Genomic DNA, 17,246 nt, shown 5'->3' with positions numbered 1-17,246 from the left:
TAAAATAATTTTTAACTATATTTGTCATAGATATTGTTTTGTTTGGCGACACCAAGATACTGAATTTCAGTATCTTGGACAATATCTAATCCTTTTATTTTCTTAAAATAATTACACCCAACGGGTAAGTATTATTCTTTTTCCTATTTTTAAGCCTTTTAAGTTGTCAACCCGAAGAAGAAATCGTTGAATTTGGCAAACATCACAATCATTTTACGGTTGAAAAAATTACTGAAAGTGAGTTTAAGAAAAAAGCACCAAAGGCTTTTGGAAAAATGGAACTTTTAGAACAACAATTTAAAAACAAACTGCATTCAAGAACAGTGAATGTGAATAATGAGTTTGAGGTGGATACGGAAGAAATTATCCAAATAACCAAAGGAGATCAAGTTTCCTACACTTTACCCGTCTATAGAAGTGTTGAAAATAACTTGGTGGAAAATTTAGTATTAACTTTGCAAAACAACAACTCTTTTTCTGCCAAAGTCATTTCCTATGATTTAACACAAAGCGAAAAAGACTTATTGCAAAACGGCATGTTTGTTGATGTATCGTCTAAAATGCAAGTAGTAAATTTAGATAACGGCTCTACGATAGCCAATGACATCTTTGCACGCGGTACATCAGGTTGCTATGATGTAATTATTGAATATGAAATGTGTTGCCACAATATTCATAGCACATTAAATGTTAAAAATGGACAACGTTGTACCTGTCCAAAACCCCCAACGGGTTACACCTACACCATTGTATCTATACCGTGTAACGAAGATGGGAGTGGTGGTGAAGCACCGGGTGATACTTCACCGAGTGATTATACCTCTCCAGGAAACGATAATCCTTATGGTGGTAGTGGCAACGGCACAGGCGGCACAGGCTCTCCCACCAACGAAAACCCGGATAACAATGAAAGTGAGCCAATAAGCAGTTTGGGTGATGATTTAACCTTGCCGGTGGTTAAACCTAAAACAACCAATCCGTGCAACGAACTAAAAGTAAACTCTAATAATTCTGACTTTAAAAGTAAGATGCAAACTTTGAAGGATAATGTAAACGGTACTAAAGAAAAAGCTTTTGGAGTTTACAATGGCAGTCATGTTACTCCAACACAATCCAATCCTTCTTGTGGAGCAGTTTTAGAAGGTGATGAACAAAACGGAAGTCCTATACCTTATCATATCAGCTTGAAAGCTACTGCTCACAACCATCTAAAAGCGGCTATTTATAATCACATTGGGACATTTACTCCAAACGATTTAATTGCGTTTAGTAATTTAATCATAACTGCCGAGGACTATTTATCACCAATTAAGAAAGAAGAATTTGCCATTTATCTGGTTTGTGATGAAGGTAATTATGCTCTTAAGGTTAGCGATATTGACAAGCTTTATAATTTTGTAGTGGAATATGAATCTAATGCTACTTTTAAAGATTTTGTTGATAAGTTCTATAAAGAAAAAAATATAAGTCACGGAAAGCCTAAACAAGATCAAAATATTGGTTTTTTAAAACTATTAAAAGAATATGATATAGGAGTTGAATATTATGAAGCCGATGAAAATTTTGAAAATTGGAAAAAGCTTGAATTAGACAATAACAACGAAAATATAAATGAAACACCTTGTTAAATACAAAACACAAATCATGAAAAATATACTTTGCATTATAGTTACAATTTTAATGTTTAGCTGTTTATCAGCTCAAACTGTTGTAGATATGGCTAATAGCCACACCATCAATTGGAATATGAAAAATGGTCAAAATTATTTAAAAGACGTAAATGATTACATGTTGCCTTACATAGGAACATGGAGTTATGTTTACGGAAATAAAGAATTTAGAATTACCTTAACTAAAGTTACTAAACATCATGCAACATATCCTCATTATAACATCAACTACTATACAGATGGCTTTAGAATTCAGTATCAAAAATATGAAAATGGCATCTTAATTTACGATTCCCCTTTAAGGGAAAACCCAACTGGAATAATCAAAGAATTTGGTAAATTAAACATGTCGTTTACAGATTATGAAAGAAATGGAGAAATTTTTCCAGTAGATTTAATCCTAATTCCAAACGGTAGTGGTCAATATAATCTGAAATTTAAATTAGATAAATTTGAAAGAAGAAACACCTATTATCAACAACATCCAAATGAACCTTATTTTAGTGTGCCAAATGATATTGTGATGACAAAGATGTAATAAGCCATTATAATGTTAAACATAAAATTTACTTTTGAGTAGAAAATTGAAGCCAGCATTTGGTTAAGATCAATTGTTGCTTTTGAATTAGAAACGGCACAGGCGGCACAGGCTCTCCCAACAACGAAAACCCGGATAACAATGAAAGTGAGCCAATAAGCAGTTTGGGTGATGATTTAACCTTGCCGGTGGTTAAACCTAAAACATTAACCCCTTGTGAAGAAATAAAAAAACAAACAATTGATAATGAAAAATTTAAAACTAAGTTAGACAGTTTAAAAACACGTGTTTTAACTACTACACCTAATTTTGACACTTTAGAAACTATGGTTAATATTGAAAGAATTGATGATGAGTATGTTTTTAAAGTTTCTAATAATGCATTAACAGGAAATGGTTATCTCAATGTTCAAGGTGTACAAACAAGAAGAGATGTTGCCTCTATTCATAACCATCCAGTTAACACGATTCCAATTTTTTCTCATATGGATATTGTAAGTTTTTTTGATTCTTACAATTACGTGCTAAACTCGAGAAAAAACGAATATACTGACTATCTTGTCTGTTTTAACAACACAACCTACGCCCTACGAATGGAAAACACCGAGGCTTTAACAGCACTATTTGCAGGGTTGGATTTGAATACTGAACAAGGGAAAGAAGATGCAGAAAATGCCGTTTTTGAAATTTTTGAAGAATATGGGTTGAAGAGAGAAAATAATCCACCTTATACTCAAGCGATGGCAGAAGAATTATTCATGAATGTGGTAAACGACCCGCAAATGGGAGGTGGCAATGGCATTAACCTTTATAGAAAAGATGCTGATGGCTGGGGAAAACTTGTTAAAAACGGAAATAGTATTCAAAAAGTTCCTTGTAATTAATTTTTAAAACATAAAAAAATGAAAAATATATTTAATATCTCTGCTTTACTTTTAATATTACTTTGCTCAACTTGGAGTTGCAAAGCTCAAAGCAATATAATTAACATTACTGAAAAGTGTAATCACGTTCCATTAACTAAAACTAATGGAAGTTTATATCTAAAAGACATCAACAACTTATATGCTCCATACATTGGTACATGGAAGTGGACACAAGGCAACAGAGAGTTTATTTTAACGCTAATAAAACAAACAAAGTATCATTATAATAGAGGTATCCAAAACTACTATAAAGATAGAATTGTAGGATATTATGCTTATAAAGAAAATGGAATTGAATTGATAAATACTTCCAATGACAATTTAAATAATGAATCTTTTATGGGAGTGCTGTATAGTTTAGATTGTTATTCAGGTTTAGGTGGCGATATCAGAGATATTCTCAAAAATAAGTTCTATGCATCTTCACTAGAAATACTTTCACCAACCCAACTAAGGTTTCGAGGTAAAGACGATACACACATAAGGTCTCAAAAAGAAGGTCAAACTCCATTGCAACCACAATATCTTGGTACTACTTTTCCGTTGGATATGGTTTTAATAAAACAATGAATCAATAGGATAATAAATTAATGAATATTTACTCTAGAGTTAATATTGTGTAACGAAGATGGGAGTGGTGGTGAAACACCGGGTGATACTTCACCGGGTGATTATACATCTCCAGGAAACGATAATCCTTATGGAGGAACAGGAAATGGCACAGGCAACACAGGCTCTCCCACCAACGAAAACCCAGATAACAATGAAAACGAACCCGTTGACAACTTAGGTGAAGACTTAACCTTGCCGGTAGTAAAGCCAAAAAAAACTACGCCTTGTGAAGAGTTAAAAAAAGTGAGTAACAGCCCTAATTATAATGAAAGTATTAATTTTTTAAAACAAAAAGCAACAGGACCCAAAGAACATGCGTGGGTTTATAAATATTTTCAAAATTCTACTAATTTTGCACCGCCAACAGTTGCAGGACATAATACAGAGAACCCAAACACAGTAAATTTAGATGCTTATAAGGATAACATATGGATTGGAGCATTTCATAATCATACTCAAGGCAATAATCCAACGGTAAAAATGTTTTCTCCCAAAGATATGGAATGGCTTCTTAGGAAGGCTTTAAAAAAAATAGTTACCAACCGCCAAGTACATCATCACAAGGAATAACGGAATTATTTTTAGGTTTAGTTAATGAAAACGAAACATATTGCCTTAAAATAAAAGACTGGAATAAATTTTATACTTTGAAGGATAAGTTCGGAAAATTTGAAGAGGATTTAACTGAGCTTCAAATAAGAAGAGGCAACAATGCATCCCAAATCATACTTCAAAAAGACTTTTTAAAAATTTTGGATGAATTTGAATTAGGTATCGGTTTATATGAACAAAATTCCAACGGAGATTGGAGTGAAATTAATTTAGACCCTATCAATCCAAATAACACACCCATAAAAACACCTTGTAATTAAAAAAATATAAATTATGAAATCAATACTATCAACACTACTAGTTTTATTTAGTAGTAATATAATGGCACAAAGCCCAGTTTTAGATATTCACACGGCGGAGTTTGCAGAGATAGAAAACGCATACTATAAAGACATTGATAATTTTTATAATCAATTTGTAGGCACATGGGTTTACACAGATGCTATGAAAACTATACGGTTTAGATTCGTTAAAAAAGAGATGTTTTATTATCAATCGTTTACAAACTGTTATGTAGATTACCTTGTTGGTGAAATGCAATACATTGAAAATGGTATTGTAAAAATTAATTCCTTGGCTAGTGTTTTGGATAATCATTCGAGTATTTTTGATTATAGTTTACACAGTATAGGAGAAACATATAATTATTGGCATCCAAGATGTTTAGAGTGTCCGGAAAATATGGAACGTATGGCTATGAGTTATAATGAACCAACAAATAATGATTCCGGTTTAGAAGCTGCTTTTGTTATGCGTAGAGCGGATGAAAATGGAGTTCAAAAAATTAAAGTACAATATGTTTTTACGAATGGTCCATCTGGTGTTCAGTCTGATTTTCAAACGCCATCTACTACTACAGGTTTTACGATTCCGTATGGTGATTATACATTGATAAAGGAAAATTAAAAAATTAAGCGACTGATTTTTTTAATCAGTCGCTTAATTTTTGAGAATAGTTAATCCAAAACCATCTCCGGAATTTCTCCCTCCACAATCAACGTTCCTTCTGTAGCTTTGACGATTTCTTCCACTGAAACACCGGGAGCTCGTTCAAGAAGTTTGAAACCATTTGGTGTAACATCCATCACGGCTAATTCGGTGACAATTTTTTTAACACAACCCACGCCAGTTAATGGTAAAGTACAATTTTTTAAAACTTTTGATTCTCCGGCTTTGTTCACGTGCATCATGGCAACGATTATATTTTCGGCAGAAGCTACTAAGTCCATTGCTCCACCCATACCTTTTACCATTTTTCCGGGGATTTTCCAGTTGGCAATGTCGCCATTTTCGGAAACTTCCATCGCACCTAAAATCGTTAAATCTACTTTTTTGCTTCGTATCATTCCAAAACTAAAAGCCGAGTCAAAAAAGGAAGCTCCGGGCAAAGTCGTAATAGTTTGTTTTCCTGCATTGATAATATCCGCATCTTCTTCGCCTTCAAACGGAAATGGTCCCATTCCAAGCACCCCATTTTCACTTTGAAATTCAACGGAAATATCGGTTCGAACAAAATTGGCAACCAATGTTGGGATTCCGATTCCTAAGTTTACGTAGTAACCGTCTTTTACTTCTTTTGCGATGCGTTTTGCAATTTGATTTTTATCTAAAGCCATTTTAATGTGTCAATGAGTTAATTTGTCAATGTGTCAATGTGTCAATTTGGGTGGTGGAATGAGGAATTAATTGTCTCATTGCCATATTGTCCCATTGGCACATTATTTCAGTCTAACCGTTCGTTGTTCAATTCTCTTTTCATATTTCTCACCTTGAAAAATGCGATTAATCATGATTCCAGGGATATGAATTTGATTCGGGTCAAGTGTTCCGGCGGGAACTAATTCTTCCACTTCGGCAATGGTTATTTTGGCGGCCCCGGCCATGCAGGAATTAAAGTTTCGTGCTGTTCCTTTAAAGATAATATTTCCGGCTTCGTCGCCTTTCCAAGCTTTAACAATAGCAAAGTCGGCTTTGTAAGCTTCTTCCATGACATACATTTTGCCATTGAATTCGCGGGTTTCTTTTCCTTCTGCCACTTCGGTTCCGTATCCGGCGGGGGTAAAAAAGGCTGGAATTCCGTGTTGTGCGGCTCTGCATTTTTCGGCTAATGTTCCTTGTGGGGTTAATTCAACCTCTAATTCTCCTGACAGCATTTGACGTTCAAATTCGGCATTCTCACCTACATAAGAGGAAATCATTTTTTTGATTTGCTTTTTTTGCAATAATAAACCTAAACCGAAATCATCGACACCGGCATTGTTGGAAATGCAAGTAAGATTAGAAACTCCCATTTTTACTAATGCTGCAATGCTGTTTTCCGGAATGCCACAAAGGCCAAATCCTCCTAGCATAATGGTCATATTGTTAGTGATTCCCTGCAATGCTTCTTGCACAGAATTTACTTTGCGTATAATCATATTGTTTGTTTGTTTTTCGAATTTTAAAGGTATAAAAAAATGGGCTTTTTACAAAGTCCATTTTTTATTATTTGTTGTGTGATAATTTTTTTAAAAACTAAACTCGTCTAAATCCTGATCAAAGTCTAAAGTGTCTTTTACTGCTTTCCAACAATCCACTTTTACAGTTATGTTTTCAGGTCTTTCAAAAGGTTCTTTTGAAACATTCAACTTGTCGTCTTTGTAGCATTTGTCCATGTAAAGCCCCCAAATGGGCAAAGCCATTGTTGCACCTTGTCCCATGGCAGTACTTCTAAATCGGGCGGAACGGTCTTCGCATCCCACCCAAACACCGGTGCAAAGGTTAGGGACAAACCCCATGAACCATCCGTCGGAATTATTTTGAGTAGTCCCTGTTTTTCCGGCAATTGGGTTTGTAAATTGATAATTATATTTTGTAAATCCGGCTCCTCCCCAACGCAAACGTGTTCCTGTTCCGTCTTCGGTTACACCTTCCATTAATTTCACAACAGCATAAGCAATGTCTTGACTTAAAACATCATGACTTTCAGGAATCGCTTCAAAAATCACATTCCCGTTTTTATCTTCGATACGGGTAATCAATTGAGGTTTAATATATATTCCTTTGTTAGCAAATGTGCTAAAAGCAGCTACCATATCCTGCACAGTGATTTCCACAGCACCTAAACAAATGGCCGGTTGCTCCGGAATATCGGCGGTTACACCTAATTTATGGGTTAAATCGATGACTGCTTTGGGTCCGGTTCTGTCAATTAATTTTGCCGAAATAGTATTGACTGAATTAGCAAGTGCTTTCTTTAAATTAATCATTCCACGGTATTTACCATCCGAATTTCTTGGGGTCCAAGATTCCGTTACGTTGTGTCGACCGCGTGGAATAGTGAAGGGCGAATCGATAATTGAGTCACATGGCGACATGTTTAGTTGCTCAATGGCGGTGGCATAAACAAACGGTTTGAATGTAGATCCCACTTGTCGAGCTCCTTGCCCGGCATGGTCATATTGAAAATGTTTATAATTAATTCCACCCACCCAGGCCTTTACGTGGCCGGTTTGAGGTTCCATTGAAATCATACCACTTCGCAGAAAATGTTTATAATACCGAATGGAATCCATCGGCGTCATTATTGTATCGCGTTCTCCTTTCCAAGTGAAAACCCTCATTTCTGTTTTTATATCAAACGATTTGATGATGTCTGCTTCGCTTTTATCTTGGGCTTTCATCAAACGCCAACGTTCAGAATTTTTCATGGATCGTTTTAATAATCGATCGGTTTCATCGGTAGTAAGTTTTAAAAAAGGAGCGTTTTTATTGCTTTTCTGAGCTTTAAAAAATTCTACTTGTAATTTTCTTAGATGCTCATCTACCGCTTCTTCGGCATGCTTTTGCATACGGGAATCGATAGTAGTATAAATTTTTAAACCGTCATTATAAATGTTGTATTCTGTTCCATCTGGTTTTTTATTTTCTTTCACCCATTTTTTCATGTAATCGCGAAGGTATTCTCTAAAATAAGTGGCAATTCCATCAACATGACTTTCCGGATTAAAATCTAGGACAATCGGTTTTTTTTCTAATTGTGCTTTTGCTTCCGGCTCTAAAAAGTTATTGCGAACCATTTGAGACAAAACAGTATTTCTTCTATTGAAAACAAGTTCTTTTCTCTTTTCTTTAGTAGGATTGTATAGCGATGGATTTTTAAGCATTCCAACCAATAAAGCACTTTCCTCGATAGTTAAATCACGTGGTTCTTTTCCAAAATAGACATTTGCTGCTGAACGAATTCCTACTGCTGTATTGACAAAATCAGCTCTATTTAAATACAAAGCAATGATTTCATTCTTGGTGTATTGACGTTCTAATTTTGTTGCAATGATCCACTCTTTTACTTTTTGTACCATTCTGAAAAGAATAAACCGAGAACCTTCCCCGTGAAACAAGAGCTTGGCTAATTGTTGAGAAATTGTACTAGCACCACCATCGGCTCCCAATTTTAAGGCGGCTCCAAAAGTTCGTTTTGCATCAATTCCAGAATGCTCATAAAAACGTTCATCTTCTGTAGCAACTAATGCATCTACCAAGTGTTTCGGTAAATCTTCATATTTAACCGGTGATCTGTTTTCACGGTAAAATTTACCCAAAACTACACCATCAGAGGAAATGATTTCAGTCGCCAAGTTGGAATCCGGATTTTCTAATTCATCAAAACTCGGCATGGAGCCAAACAATCCGAAGTTAGCAAAAACAAAAAACAGGATGATACCCCCTAATCCCATGAAAAACACTTTCCAGAATTTTTTTTGATAGTATGTGATGTCTTTTACGGATGAACTATTTTTCTTCGCCATATTATTCTGCTTTTTCTATTCGTAAACCAACGTCAGTAACCCCATCGAGTGCTTCAACGCCTTCAATTTTACCCGATTTTCTAACTGCTTGTTGAATGTAAATTTTATAATTTCCTGATTTTGGAAACACGAAATTTTCTTTATAAAACAATTTATTGTCTTTAGTATCCGTTAAACCTTTTCCCATCAAAGTTCCATCCGGTTCGGCCATTTGATATTCTAACGTATCTACAATTGTCTTTTTGTTGGGCTGTTCCATTTCTACAATCAGAAACAAATTATTGAAAGGGTAACTTTTGTTATTTCGTATATTAACATACAAATTATGTTTGGCAACCGTATCTTTTTGCTCCAAGGAAAAAGTCATAATACTATCTTTGTGCCATACTTTTCCAACTTTTTTATATTCATCAAAAAGTCTTTTTTTATCACACGACGTTACAACAATCAATAAAAAAAATAAAAACAGACTATTTTTTAGGGTCATTTTTAACAATTTTATTTGGTCTTCTTTTTTTGTTGTTATTCTTTTTGCGTTTGGGTTGATCAAATCGGGTTAAACTTTCTTGACCCATAGCATTGTTGAAATCTTGTTTCGGTTCAGCCACAATTTCTAAGGCAAAATCTTCCAGCGAAGTAATTCTTTTTCGCTGTTTGTTTTCTGCCACGATTTCTTTTACTTGATCAATATGAATCACATGCCAATTGGCAATATTATCAGCATAAGCAAACCACATTAATCCTTTAAAAATGTCTTGCTTTTGGCAGTAGGCAACTCCTCTTTCTGTTTCAATCTTGGTGTCAAAATCAGGAAAATCCTTTAATGCATCCATGTAGGTGTCTAACTCATAATTTAAACAACATTTGAGTTTTCCGCATTGTCCGGCTAATTTTTGAGGATTCAAAGACAACTGCTGATAACGGGCTGCGGTGGTATTCACGCTCCTAAAATCGGTCAACCAAGTGGAACAGCACAATTCTCTTCCGCAAGAACCAATTCCGCCCAAACGAGCAGCTTCTTGCCGAAAACCAACTTGTTTCATCTCGATTCTGGTTTTAAAAACCTGAGCGTATTCTTTTATTAATTGACGGAAATCTACGCGGTCTTCTGCAGTATAATAAAAGGTAGCTTTGGAACCATCGCCTTGAAATTCAATATCAGAAATTTTCATTTGCAATTGAAGTTGAATCGCAATTTCACGAGCCTTCACCTTCATGGGCTCTTCTTTCTTTTGTACATCTGCCCAAATATCGATATCCTTTTGCGATGCTTTGCGGTATACTTTAGGAACATCAGTACTGGTGTGATTTACTCCTTTTTTCTTCATTTGTACTTTTACCAATTCTCCCACTAGGGTTACAATTCCCACATCGTGTCCCGGTGAAGCTTCGGTAGCTACAATATCACCGATGATTAAAGTAAGTTTTTCTGTATTGCGATAAAATTCTTTTCGCCCGTTTTTAAAACGCACTTCTACACAATCAAAAACTTCTTGACCGCTTGGCAAACTCATGTTTGCTAACCAGTCAAAAACAGTTAATTTATTGCAGCTATCGGTGCCGCAAGTCCCTTTATTTTGACATCCTTGAGGAGCACCGCCGGTTTTGCTCGCTGTCGAACAGTTTGTACAAGCCATAATTTATCTATATTGGTCATCTCACTATTTATAACGAGACTACTGACATTAAACGTTAAGTTGGTAAAGATAGTATTTTTTGAGTGAAGTAGAAAAGGTTCTAAAAGGTTAAATAAATATAAAGGCCACATACTTTTACATGAAACCTCTTTTGTTAAACATTGAAGAATAGATATGACTATTATCTCAAAAAGATGAAGACTAAATTATGGTGAAAAAATAAATAAAAAGTGATTTTTTAAAAATTAATTTTAGATTTGCTAATAGTTATATTAATTTTATAAGATAACCTGTTTGGTAATGAAAAAACGAAAAGGAATAACCATCGACTTTCAACATAGTATAGATAAATTAATTCATTTTGTTCAAGCAGAAAAATTTTTCAGTTTACTGTTTTTTTTGGTTTTCATAATGTCATTACGAAATTTATTCATTCCGCTTAATGGTGATGAGATTACTTATAATCAGATTGCAGAGAATATTTTAAAGGGAAAATATTATCAAAAGGATTATCCAACATCAGTCATACCAATAATTCCGTTTATGATTGCCTTCTTTAAAGTTCAAGCATATCCAATTATTGGATTTATAATTCAAAAGTTAATTCATATATTATTTACAATTATTGGTCTAAGGTATATTTATTTGTTATATAAAAAGTTAGGCCTACCTAACAAAGTTGTTTATTCTTTAATTCTTCTGTGTGTAACTGCCACAGGGTTTGTTTCCAGTCTTCCATCTTTATATCCCGAGGCTATTGTTTTTTTTACTTTTTGGGCTTCTATATACTATTTTAACCAAACAAATAATTTATTCAATTACAAAAGATTGATTGCATTTCTTGTTATTCTGGTATTAACAAGACATTTGTTTGCTGTTTTAGGAGCAATGTTTTTATTTTATTATTATGAACTAATTAAGAGCTCAAATAAAAATATTTTCAAGTATTTTTTTGTAGCTTTCGTTATTTCATTACCACTTTTGTTTTGGTTAAAATATATTTATTTTGTTGAAAGTAATAATTTAAGCGAGATTAGTTATTTTAGTAGATTTAAATCCAATGAAAATGGATTATGGTTTAATATTAAATGTGGTTTAGGATTACAACAACATTATGAATCCCAAAAAATAAATGGGATTCCGGCTTTTGTATCCCTATTTGTTCCCATTACTGGGATAAGAAATTACACCATTAGTTTGATATTACTTTTTCTAATGTTCTTTGGTTTTTATAAAAAAACGAATACAAATCATTCAAAAAGCATGTTAGCTGCATTCTGTTTGGTATTTATGGGGCTTATTTTTGCAGGGACAGGATTTAGTAGATATTGGCTTGTGCTCTTACCAATAATTTATCTCGGGTATTATTTTGCTTATGAAAAACTGAATGCTTCTACAAAATATTTTGTGATAACTTCACAACTTTTATCTGTAATTTTAATCTTAAATGAGCTTCGATTAACTATTATTATCCTAAAAAAAATCTTGTAAAAAATGTTTAAGAAGTTATTAATATATATGCCTGCTTTTAATGAAGAAGAAACCATTTCTAAAGTTATTAACTCATTAAAAAAGGAATATAAAGGCTTTGAATCAACAGAAATACTTGTCGTAAATGACGGAAGTTCAGACAACACAGTGATTGAAGCAAATAAAAGTGGTGCAAAAGTAATAAACCATAACAAAAATAAGGGGGTTGGAGAGGCATTTCAAACGGCAATAAAATATGCCATTAAAATAAATGCCGATGTACTGGTCAGTATGGATGCCGACGGTCAATTTGATGTAAATGAAATTGACCTACTTTTAGAACCATTATTAACAGAAAGAGCTGATTTTTGTTTAGGGATTAGATTTTCTGATGGGAAGCCTGATAAAATGTCAAAAGTTAAGTTTTGGGGAAACAAACAAGTAAATAAAATTGTTAGTTTCGTTTCTAATACAAAAATACACGATGCTTCTTGTGGATTTAGAGCTTATTCTAAAGATACTTTGTTAAGTTTAAATTTAGATGGAAGTTTTACATATACTCATGAAACCATCCTTGACTTATTAAATAAAGGTTTTAAGGTAGAACAGGTTCCCATTACTGTCTTTTATTTTGACAATAGGATTTCAAGAGTAGCTAATAGTTTGGTTCTTTATGCTACTAAAACTTCTGTTATTATATTCAAATCATTAAAAGATTACAAACCACTTCAATTCTTTTTATCGATTGCTTTTTTCATTTTTCTGATAAGTTTATTCTTTGGAGGATGGGCATTAATCCATTGGATTATCAACGATACTTTAACGCCTTATAAGAGTTTTGGTATAATAGGAATTTCACTTTTAGGAATGAGTCTACTTGTGACTATTTTTTCTTTTTTAGCGGATATGCTAGGTCGAATTAGAAGAAATCAGGAAAAAATATTGTACTTTCTAAAACAATCTCATTTTGAAGACCCTAAAAAATAAAGAATTACACTCTCAAGTTATAAAATATATTTTTATCAGTCTTTTTGGCTATAGTTTTGTATTCTTATCGCTTTATATTTTAGTTGAAATTTTAAAAACCAACAAATCAATTGCATTTATGATTGTCTATGGTGTTCTATATCTAATGCTTTATACACTTCAATTAAGATTACTTTTTAAAACTACACATAGTAATAGTAAACTGATTAAGTTTTGCTTAAGTTTAGTTTTCTTTTACTTATTGGCAAATGTTTTATACAATACTTTTAATTATTTTGAAATTAATTATTTGATAAGTACTTTTATAACAGTTTTAATTTTAACACCTTTTCGATTTATTATTTCAAAATTTTATGTCTATAAATAATGAAGAAGTTTTCATGTAATATAGATTTTAATGCCCAAAGGTTTTTAAATTCGTTTCTATTTATTTTTGCTGGAATTAAATTCTATAAAAAGGTTTTTTTTTGTTTATCATATAAAAAACATAAACCATAATAAAATAAATACAATGGTTTTAACCTCTTTAAAAATAGACATTGCATCAAAGTTAGAAATAGTAAATATTTGGACTTCAAAAAATGTAATTTTATAAAGAGCATGGGTAAAACTGAAAAAGTAGTAATCGTCGTTGCATATACTAGAATTATAATGAAAGATGTTATAGAATTTAGTCGTAATATAGTGTGTCCGCCATACAATTATAGTGTAGAAATAAAATAAATTATGGAAAACCATACAGCCACTTGGAACAAACTTTCACTTTCTTTTTTAAAAAAAGGAATAAGATTTATTTTACTTCACCTTTCAATGCAATTTTTTATACCACCTTTATTGCGAACTAAATTGCTTAAATTATATGGTATTAAATTTAATAATCGTAAGACGGTCTTTATTGGGACTAATGTATTGTTTGATAATTTAAAAAATGTTACAACTTCAATCGGCGACAATGTTTTTATTACTTCTGGAGTTAAAATACTGAATCATTTTCCAATTATTACCGCAGAAGGTGTTTCTGAATTCAGTATGGGAAATGTAGTTATTGAAGACAATGTTTTTATAGGCATGAATGCCCTCATAATAAAACCGATTACAATTGGTAAAGGTTCAGTAATTGGTGCAGGTGCTGTGGTAACTAAAGATGTTCCTCCTGGAACTATTGTTGGTGGAAATCCAGCAAAAATTGTGGGTTATACCAATTCACAAACAGTAAATAATTAACTAATAGTTTGATAATGACACAAATTGACCATTCTAAATTAAAAGCCAAACCACATGAGGAAGATTTTGCAGGTAAATATGAAAACAATGGTTTTATTGCCAGAACACTTGTTGAAAATTATTTTAAATCTGTAAATAAATTATTACAAAAAACTTCTAATATACACAATGCTCATGAAATTGGAGCTGGTGAAGGAAGATCAACTTCTATACTCAGTAAAATGGTAAATAATATTTCTGCTTCAGAGTTTGTGGAGGAGTTAGTTGCAAAAGCAAAAGTAATGAATCCGAGTGTTGCCATCTTTCAAGAGAGTGTTTATGAATTAAAATATGAAAAGGGCAGTGTGGATTTAATTTTTCTTTTAGAAGTTTTGGAACATTTAGATTATCCGGAAAAAGCTCTTCAGGAGATTAAAAGAGTTAGTAAAAAATATTTAATTTTGGGAGTACCGAGAGAGCCTCTCTGGTGTTTTTTGAATATGTGTAGGTTTAAATATCTGAAAGATTTTGGAAACACTCCCGGACACTTAAACCATTGGTCAAAAAAGAAAATCATAAAATTGGTAGAAAGAGAATATGGGAAAGTAATTGCAGTGGAATCACCAATACCTTGGACTATACTTCTTGCTGTTAAAGATGAATAACTGAACTTTCTAGTCGTGAAGAAAAAAGACTATGTTTTCAAGAAAGATATTTTCAATCACTTTTTTTTCAGTCAAAATTTATTTAACCTTTTAAAATTCTAATTTTACTCAATTTCAAACATAACAGAATAAAAGATTTTAAAAGGTTAAATTTAAAAATCAATTTAGTTTTTAATCAAAAACAACTTATCCGACAACCGAATTCGAAACGGAACCGCAAAAGTCAATTTATCACCAATTTTAGCTACAGAATTTTCTTTACCATTGACAAAAATTTTCTCTAAAACCAATTCCTGATTTCCTGTGGTTGGACCTGAAATTAAGATTTTATCTCCCGATTTTATTTCTTGGTTTTCTATCAAAAACAAACCCACTTGAGCCTTGGTGTAGTAATGTTCTGCTTTTCCAACCAATATTTTTTTGCGTTTGATGCGTTCGCGAATGGGTTTCGGTTTTTCTATTTCATTTGCAACCGCCAATGATACATCGCTTAATTCACCCGAATGTTTGAATTTTAAAGCAGGCGATTTTCCTTTTTTGAAAATCATATTTCCTTTTTGAATGCCTTTTCTCAATTTCACTTGCTCAACTAAAGGCAAATGAATGATTTCCTGACATTCATCGGAGCAACAATTATCCATTTTTTTCTTGCATTCATCACATTGAATAAACAACAAATGACATCCGTCATTCACGCAATTGGTATGATTGTCACATGGTTTTCCGCATTGGTGACATTGCGAAATAATATCGTTAGTGATGCGTTCGCCCAAACGATGATCGAACACAAAGTTTTTACCAATAAATTTACTTTCGATTCCTTCTTGTTCAATTTGACGAGCATATTCAATGATTCCACCTTCTAATTGATAGACATTTTTAAAACCCTTATGCTTGAAATACGCACTGGCTTTTTCGCAACGAATTCCGCCTGTGCAATACATCAAAAGATTTTTTTCGTCTTTAAGGTCTTTTAACTGTTCTTCAATAATGGGAAGTGATTCTCTGAATGTGTCCACATCAGGCGTGATGGCTCCTTTAAAATGGCCAATTTCACTTTCGTAGTGATTTCTAAAATCTACCACAATAGTGTTCGGGTCTTCTAAAAATTGGTTGAATTCCTTCGCTTTTAAGTGAATTCCTTTGTTGGTTACATCAAAAGTGGAATCATCCAATCCATCGGCCACAATTTTATGACGCACTTTTATGGTCAATTTTAAAAAGGAATGATCGTCTTGTTCGCGAGCCACGTTCAATCGAATACCTCTCATAAAATCATAAACTTCTAGCGTGTCTTTGAATTGATAAAAGTAATCTGCTAGCAGCGAAAGTTGGGCGTTAATTCCTTCGTGAGCCACATAAATTCTTCCCAAGACATCCAACGGATTCCAAGCTAAGAATAAATCATCTCTAAATTTTTTTGGGTCTTCAATTTTGGCATAGGCATAAAAAGACAACGTAAGTCGTTGTTTGCCGGCTTGATCAATTAGCTCAGCTCTTTCTTCTGCCCTCATCGTGTTATACAGTTGCATGCTATAAACGTTTAAGGTTAGATAGAGACGTAACAATGTTACGTCTGTACAAATATTTTTATAAATTCTAAATGGAAGAATTCGTTACAAAAATAAACATTTTAGATTAAATATAAATAGTAGGGTTTTTATTTGTTCAATTGTTTTAAAAGTAAAAACAATATATGCGTTTCACACGTTTTTATCGAACAAAAAGTATTGTTTTGTATTCCTGTATTCAAATGAAATTAACTTCATTCAAAAGTTGTTCGCAATTTTTTTTAATTCAATTATTTCTTTTTCTATACCTTTCTTTTTCAGTTTAAGTAATTCAAGATTTGCATCTGAATGAACAGCTAAACTATTTTTAACGCGTTCTTGAATTTGATTGACAAAGATTTGATTTGTTTTTCCTTCTTTTTTTAAATATTCTATTGTATTTAAAGCAATCAACAATTGATTTCTAATTTTTTTATTGGTTTTTAATTTCTTCTTTATTTGATTTTGATTGTCCGTTATTAGTCATAACCCTGTAATGCTTGCTATCACTAGCCTGTCGAATAATTTTTCTTCAAAATACCGTCTATTAAGCTTGTAAACGAACTCATTTAGGTATAATTGTAAATAT

General features: G+C 32.8%; 18 protein-coding genes and 1 pseudogene. 11 read left to right on the top strand and 8 right to left on the bottom strand.

From position 1 onward, the window contains the following. Window positions 1-275 precede the first annotated feature (275 nt). The 7 genes from ACIQ0M_RS13715 (at window position 276) to ACIQ0M_RS13685 (ending at window position 5,264) form a co-directional block, all read left to right on the top strand. Entirely contained in the window at window positions 276-1,628 is a 1,353-nt protein-coding gene (locus ACIQ0M_RS13715) for a hypothetical protein (RefSeq protein WP_396153209.1), read from the top strand. Window positions 1,629-1,644: 16 nt separating this feature from the next. After that, a complete protein-coding gene (locus ACIQ0M_RS13710) occupies window positions 1,645-2,208 on the top strand; it encodes a DUF6705 family protein (RefSeq protein ID WP_396153207.1) in 564 nt (187 codons plus the stop codon). A gap of 164 nt (window positions 2,209-2,372) precedes the next feature. Further along, window positions 2,373-3,092 carry a hypothetical protein gene (locus tag ACIQ0M_RS13705; RefSeq protein WP_396153205.1) on the top strand — a complete coding sequence of 240 codons (720 nt, stop codon included), beginning with the start codon at window positions 2,373-2,375 and terminating at the stop codon, window positions 3,090-3,092. A gap of 18 nt (window positions 3,093-3,110) precedes the next feature. Then, on the top strand, window positions 3,111-3,704 hold the full coding sequence (locus ACIQ0M_RS13700) for a DUF6705 family protein (protein WP_396153203.1): 594 nt from the start codon (window positions 3,111-3,113) through the stop codon (window positions 3,702-3,704). Between the two features lie 45 nt (window positions 3,705-3,749). Continuing rightward, a complete protein-coding gene (locus ACIQ0M_RS13695; RefSeq protein WP_396153201.1) occupies window positions 3,750-4,316 on the top strand; it encodes a hypothetical protein in 567 nt (188 codons plus the stop codon). 77 nt (window positions 4,317-4,393) lie between these two features. Next, window positions 4,394-4,618: a hypothetical protein gene (locus ACIQ0M_RS13690; RefSeq protein ID WP_396153199.1), complete on the top strand. Its 225-nt coding sequence runs from the start codon at window positions 4,394-4,396 to the stop codon at window positions 4,616-4,618. 13 nt (window positions 4,619-4,631) lie between these two features. Continuing rightward, on the top strand, window positions 4,632-5,264 hold the full coding sequence (locus ACIQ0M_RS13685; RefSeq protein WP_396153197.1) for a DUF6705 family protein: 633 nt from the start codon (window positions 4,632-4,634) through the stop codon (window positions 5,262-5,264). A gap of 50 nt (window positions 5,265-5,314) precedes the next feature. Here the strand turns inward: ACIQ0M_RS13685 and ACIQ0M_RS13680 are convergent, their stop codons facing one another. The 5 genes from ACIQ0M_RS13680 to ACIQ0M_RS13660 all read right to left on the bottom strand — a co-directional run bounded on the left by ACIQ0M_RS13680 (window position 5,315) and on the right by ACIQ0M_RS13660 (window position 10,782). Beyond that, window positions 5,315-5,974, bottom strand: coding sequence for a 3-oxoacid CoA-transferase subunit B (locus ACIQ0M_RS13680; RefSeq protein WP_396153195.1), 660 nt, complete (start codon window positions 5,972-5,974; stop codon window positions 5,315-5,317). 102 nt (window positions 5,975-6,076) lie between these two features. After that, window positions 6,077-6,775: a CoA transferase subunit A gene (locus ACIQ0M_RS13675; protein WP_396153193.1), complete on the bottom strand. Its 699-nt coding sequence runs from the start codon at window positions 6,773-6,775 to the stop codon at window positions 6,077-6,079. A gap of 90 nt (window positions 6,776-6,865) precedes the next feature. Next, complete coding sequence (locus ACIQ0M_RS13670; protein ID WP_396153191.1) at window positions 6,866-9,145, bottom strand: penicillin-binding protein 1A; 2,280 nt, start codon at window positions 9,143-9,145, stop codon at window positions 6,866-6,868. Window position 9,146: 1 nt separating this feature from the next. After that, window positions 9,147-9,632, bottom strand: coding sequence for a gliding motility lipoprotein GldH (locus ACIQ0M_RS13665; protein ID WP_396153190.1), 486 nt, complete (start codon window positions 9,630-9,632; stop codon window positions 9,147-9,149). Continuing rightward, window positions 9,616-10,782 carry a stage 0 sporulation family protein gene (locus ACIQ0M_RS13660; RefSeq protein ID WP_396153189.1) on the bottom strand — a complete coding sequence of 389 codons (1,167 nt, stop codon included), beginning with the start codon at window positions 10,780-10,782 and terminating at the stop codon, window positions 9,616-9,618. The genes ACIQ0M_RS13665 and ACIQ0M_RS13660 overlap by 17 nt, the downstream gene beginning before the upstream one ends. A 300-nt stretch (window positions 10,783-11,082) precedes the next feature. Between ACIQ0M_RS13660 and ACIQ0M_RS13655 the strand changes: the two genes are divergently transcribed. The 4 genes from ACIQ0M_RS13655 to ACIQ0M_RS13640 all read left to right on the top strand — a co-directional run bounded on the left by ACIQ0M_RS13655 (window position 11,083) and on the right by ACIQ0M_RS13640 (window position 15,107). Continuing rightward, on the top strand, window positions 11,083-12,273 hold the full coding sequence (locus tag ACIQ0M_RS13655; RefSeq protein ID WP_396153187.1) for a hypothetical protein: 1,191 nt from the start codon (window positions 11,083-11,085) through the stop codon (window positions 12,271-12,273). 3 nt (window positions 12,274-12,276) lie between these two features. After that, complete coding sequence (locus ACIQ0M_RS13650) at window positions 12,277-13,239, top strand: glycosyltransferase family 2 protein (protein WP_396153185.1); 963 nt, start codon at window positions 12,277-12,279, stop codon at window positions 13,237-13,239. 726 nt (window positions 13,240-13,965) lie between these two features. Further along, window positions 13,966-14,463 carry an acyltransferase gene (locus ACIQ0M_RS13645; RefSeq protein WP_396153183.1) on the top strand — a complete coding sequence of 166 codons (498 nt, stop codon included), beginning with the start codon at window positions 13,966-13,968 and terminating at the stop codon, window positions 14,461-14,463. Between the two features lie 14 nt (window positions 14,464-14,477). Further along, the gene (locus ACIQ0M_RS13640) at window positions 14,478-15,107 is read left to right on the top strand and encodes a class I SAM-dependent methyltransferase (RefSeq protein WP_396153181.1); all 630 of its coding nucleotides are present in this window, start codon (window positions 14,478-14,480) and stop codon (window positions 15,105-15,107) included. Window positions 15,108-15,271: 164 nt separating this feature from the next. On the opposite strand, the gene ACIQ0M_RS13635 is transcribed toward ACIQ0M_RS13640, so the two are convergent. The 3 genes and pseudogenes from ACIQ0M_RS13635 to ACIQ0M_RS13625 all read right to left on the bottom strand — a co-directional run. Further along, entirely contained in the window at window positions 15,272-16,639 is a 1,368-nt protein-coding gene (locus ACIQ0M_RS13635; RefSeq protein WP_396153179.1) for a rhodanese-related sulfurtransferase, read from the bottom strand. 237 nt (window positions 16,640-16,876) lie between these two features. Then, window positions 16,877-17,071 carry a hypothetical protein gene (locus ACIQ0M_RS13630; RefSeq protein WP_396153177.1) on the bottom strand — a complete coding sequence of 65 codons (195 nt, stop codon included), beginning with the start codon at window positions 17,069-17,071 and terminating at the stop codon, window positions 16,877-16,879. Between the two features lie 69 nt (window positions 17,072-17,140). Then, window positions 17,141-17,246, bottom strand: a pseudogene (locus tag ACIQ0M_RS13625) (IS1595 family transposase); the annotation flags it as partial.

The sequence above is a fragment of the Flavobacterium sp. genome (genome assembly GCF_044339515.1).
Taxonomy (GTDB): domain Bacteria; phylum Bacteroidota; class Bacteroidia; order Flavobacteriales; family Flavobacteriaceae; genus Flavobacterium.
Note: the sequence above shows the minus strand (reverse complement) of the source record. Positions and strands in the feature narration are given on the sequence as shown.

What these genes read in the sequence shown, in the direction of transcription:
- ACIQ0M_RS13710 (WP_396153207.1), top strand. Translation starts at nt 1,645, where the DNA reads ATGAAAAATATACTTTGCATTATAGTTACAATTTTAATGTTTAGCTGT.
- ACIQ0M_RS13670 (WP_396153191.1), bottom strand. Translation starts at nt 9,145, where the DNA reads ATGGCGAAGAAAAATAGTTCATCCGTAAAAGACATCACATACTATCAA.
- ACIQ0M_RS13680 (WP_396153195.1), bottom strand. Translation starts at nt 5,974, where the DNA reads ATGGCTTTAGATAAAAATCAAATTGCAAAACGCATCGCAAAAGAAGTA.
- ACIQ0M_RS13650 (WP_396153185.1), top strand. Translation starts at nt 12,277, where the DNA reads ATGTTTAAGAAGTTATTAATATATATGCCTGCTTTTAATGAAGAAGAA.
- ACIQ0M_RS13715 (WP_396153209.1), top strand. Translation starts at nt 276, where the DNA reads ATGGAACTTTTAGAACAACAATTTAAAAACAAACTGCATTCAAGAACA.
- ACIQ0M_RS13675 (WP_396153193.1), bottom strand. Translation starts at nt 6,775, where the DNA reads ATGATTATACGCAAAGTAAATTCTGTGCAAGAAGCATTGCAGGGAATC.
- ACIQ0M_RS13655 (WP_396153187.1), top strand. Translation starts at nt 11,083, where the DNA reads ATGAAAAAACGAAAAGGAATAACCATCGACTTTCAACATAGTATAGAT.
- ACIQ0M_RS13635 (WP_396153179.1), bottom strand. Translation starts at nt 16,639, where the DNA reads ATGCAACTGTATAACACGATGAGGGCAGAAGAAAGAGCTGAGCTAATT.
- ACIQ0M_RS13685 (WP_396153197.1), top strand. Translation starts at nt 4,632, where the DNA reads ATGAAATCAATACTATCAACACTACTAGTTTTATTTAGTAGTAATATA.
- ACIQ0M_RS13645 (WP_396153183.1), top strand. Translation starts at nt 13,966, where the DNA reads ATGGAAAACCATACAGCCACTTGGAACAAACTTTCACTTTCTTTTTTA.
- ACIQ0M_RS13700 (WP_396153203.1), top strand. Translation starts at nt 3,111, where the DNA reads ATGAAAAATATATTTAATATCTCTGCTTTACTTTTAATATTACTTTGC.
- ACIQ0M_RS13660 (WP_396153189.1), bottom strand. Translation starts at nt 10,782, where the DNA reads ATGGCTTGTACAAACTGTTCGACAGCGAGCAAAACCGGCGGTGCTCCT.
- ACIQ0M_RS13640 (WP_396153181.1), top strand. Translation starts at nt 14,478, where the DNA reads ATGACACAAATTGACCATTCTAAATTAAAAGCCAAACCACATGAGGAA.
- ACIQ0M_RS13665 (WP_396153190.1), bottom strand. Translation starts at nt 9,632, where the DNA reads ATGACCCTAAAAAATAGTCTGTTTTTATTTTTTTTATTGATTGTTGTA.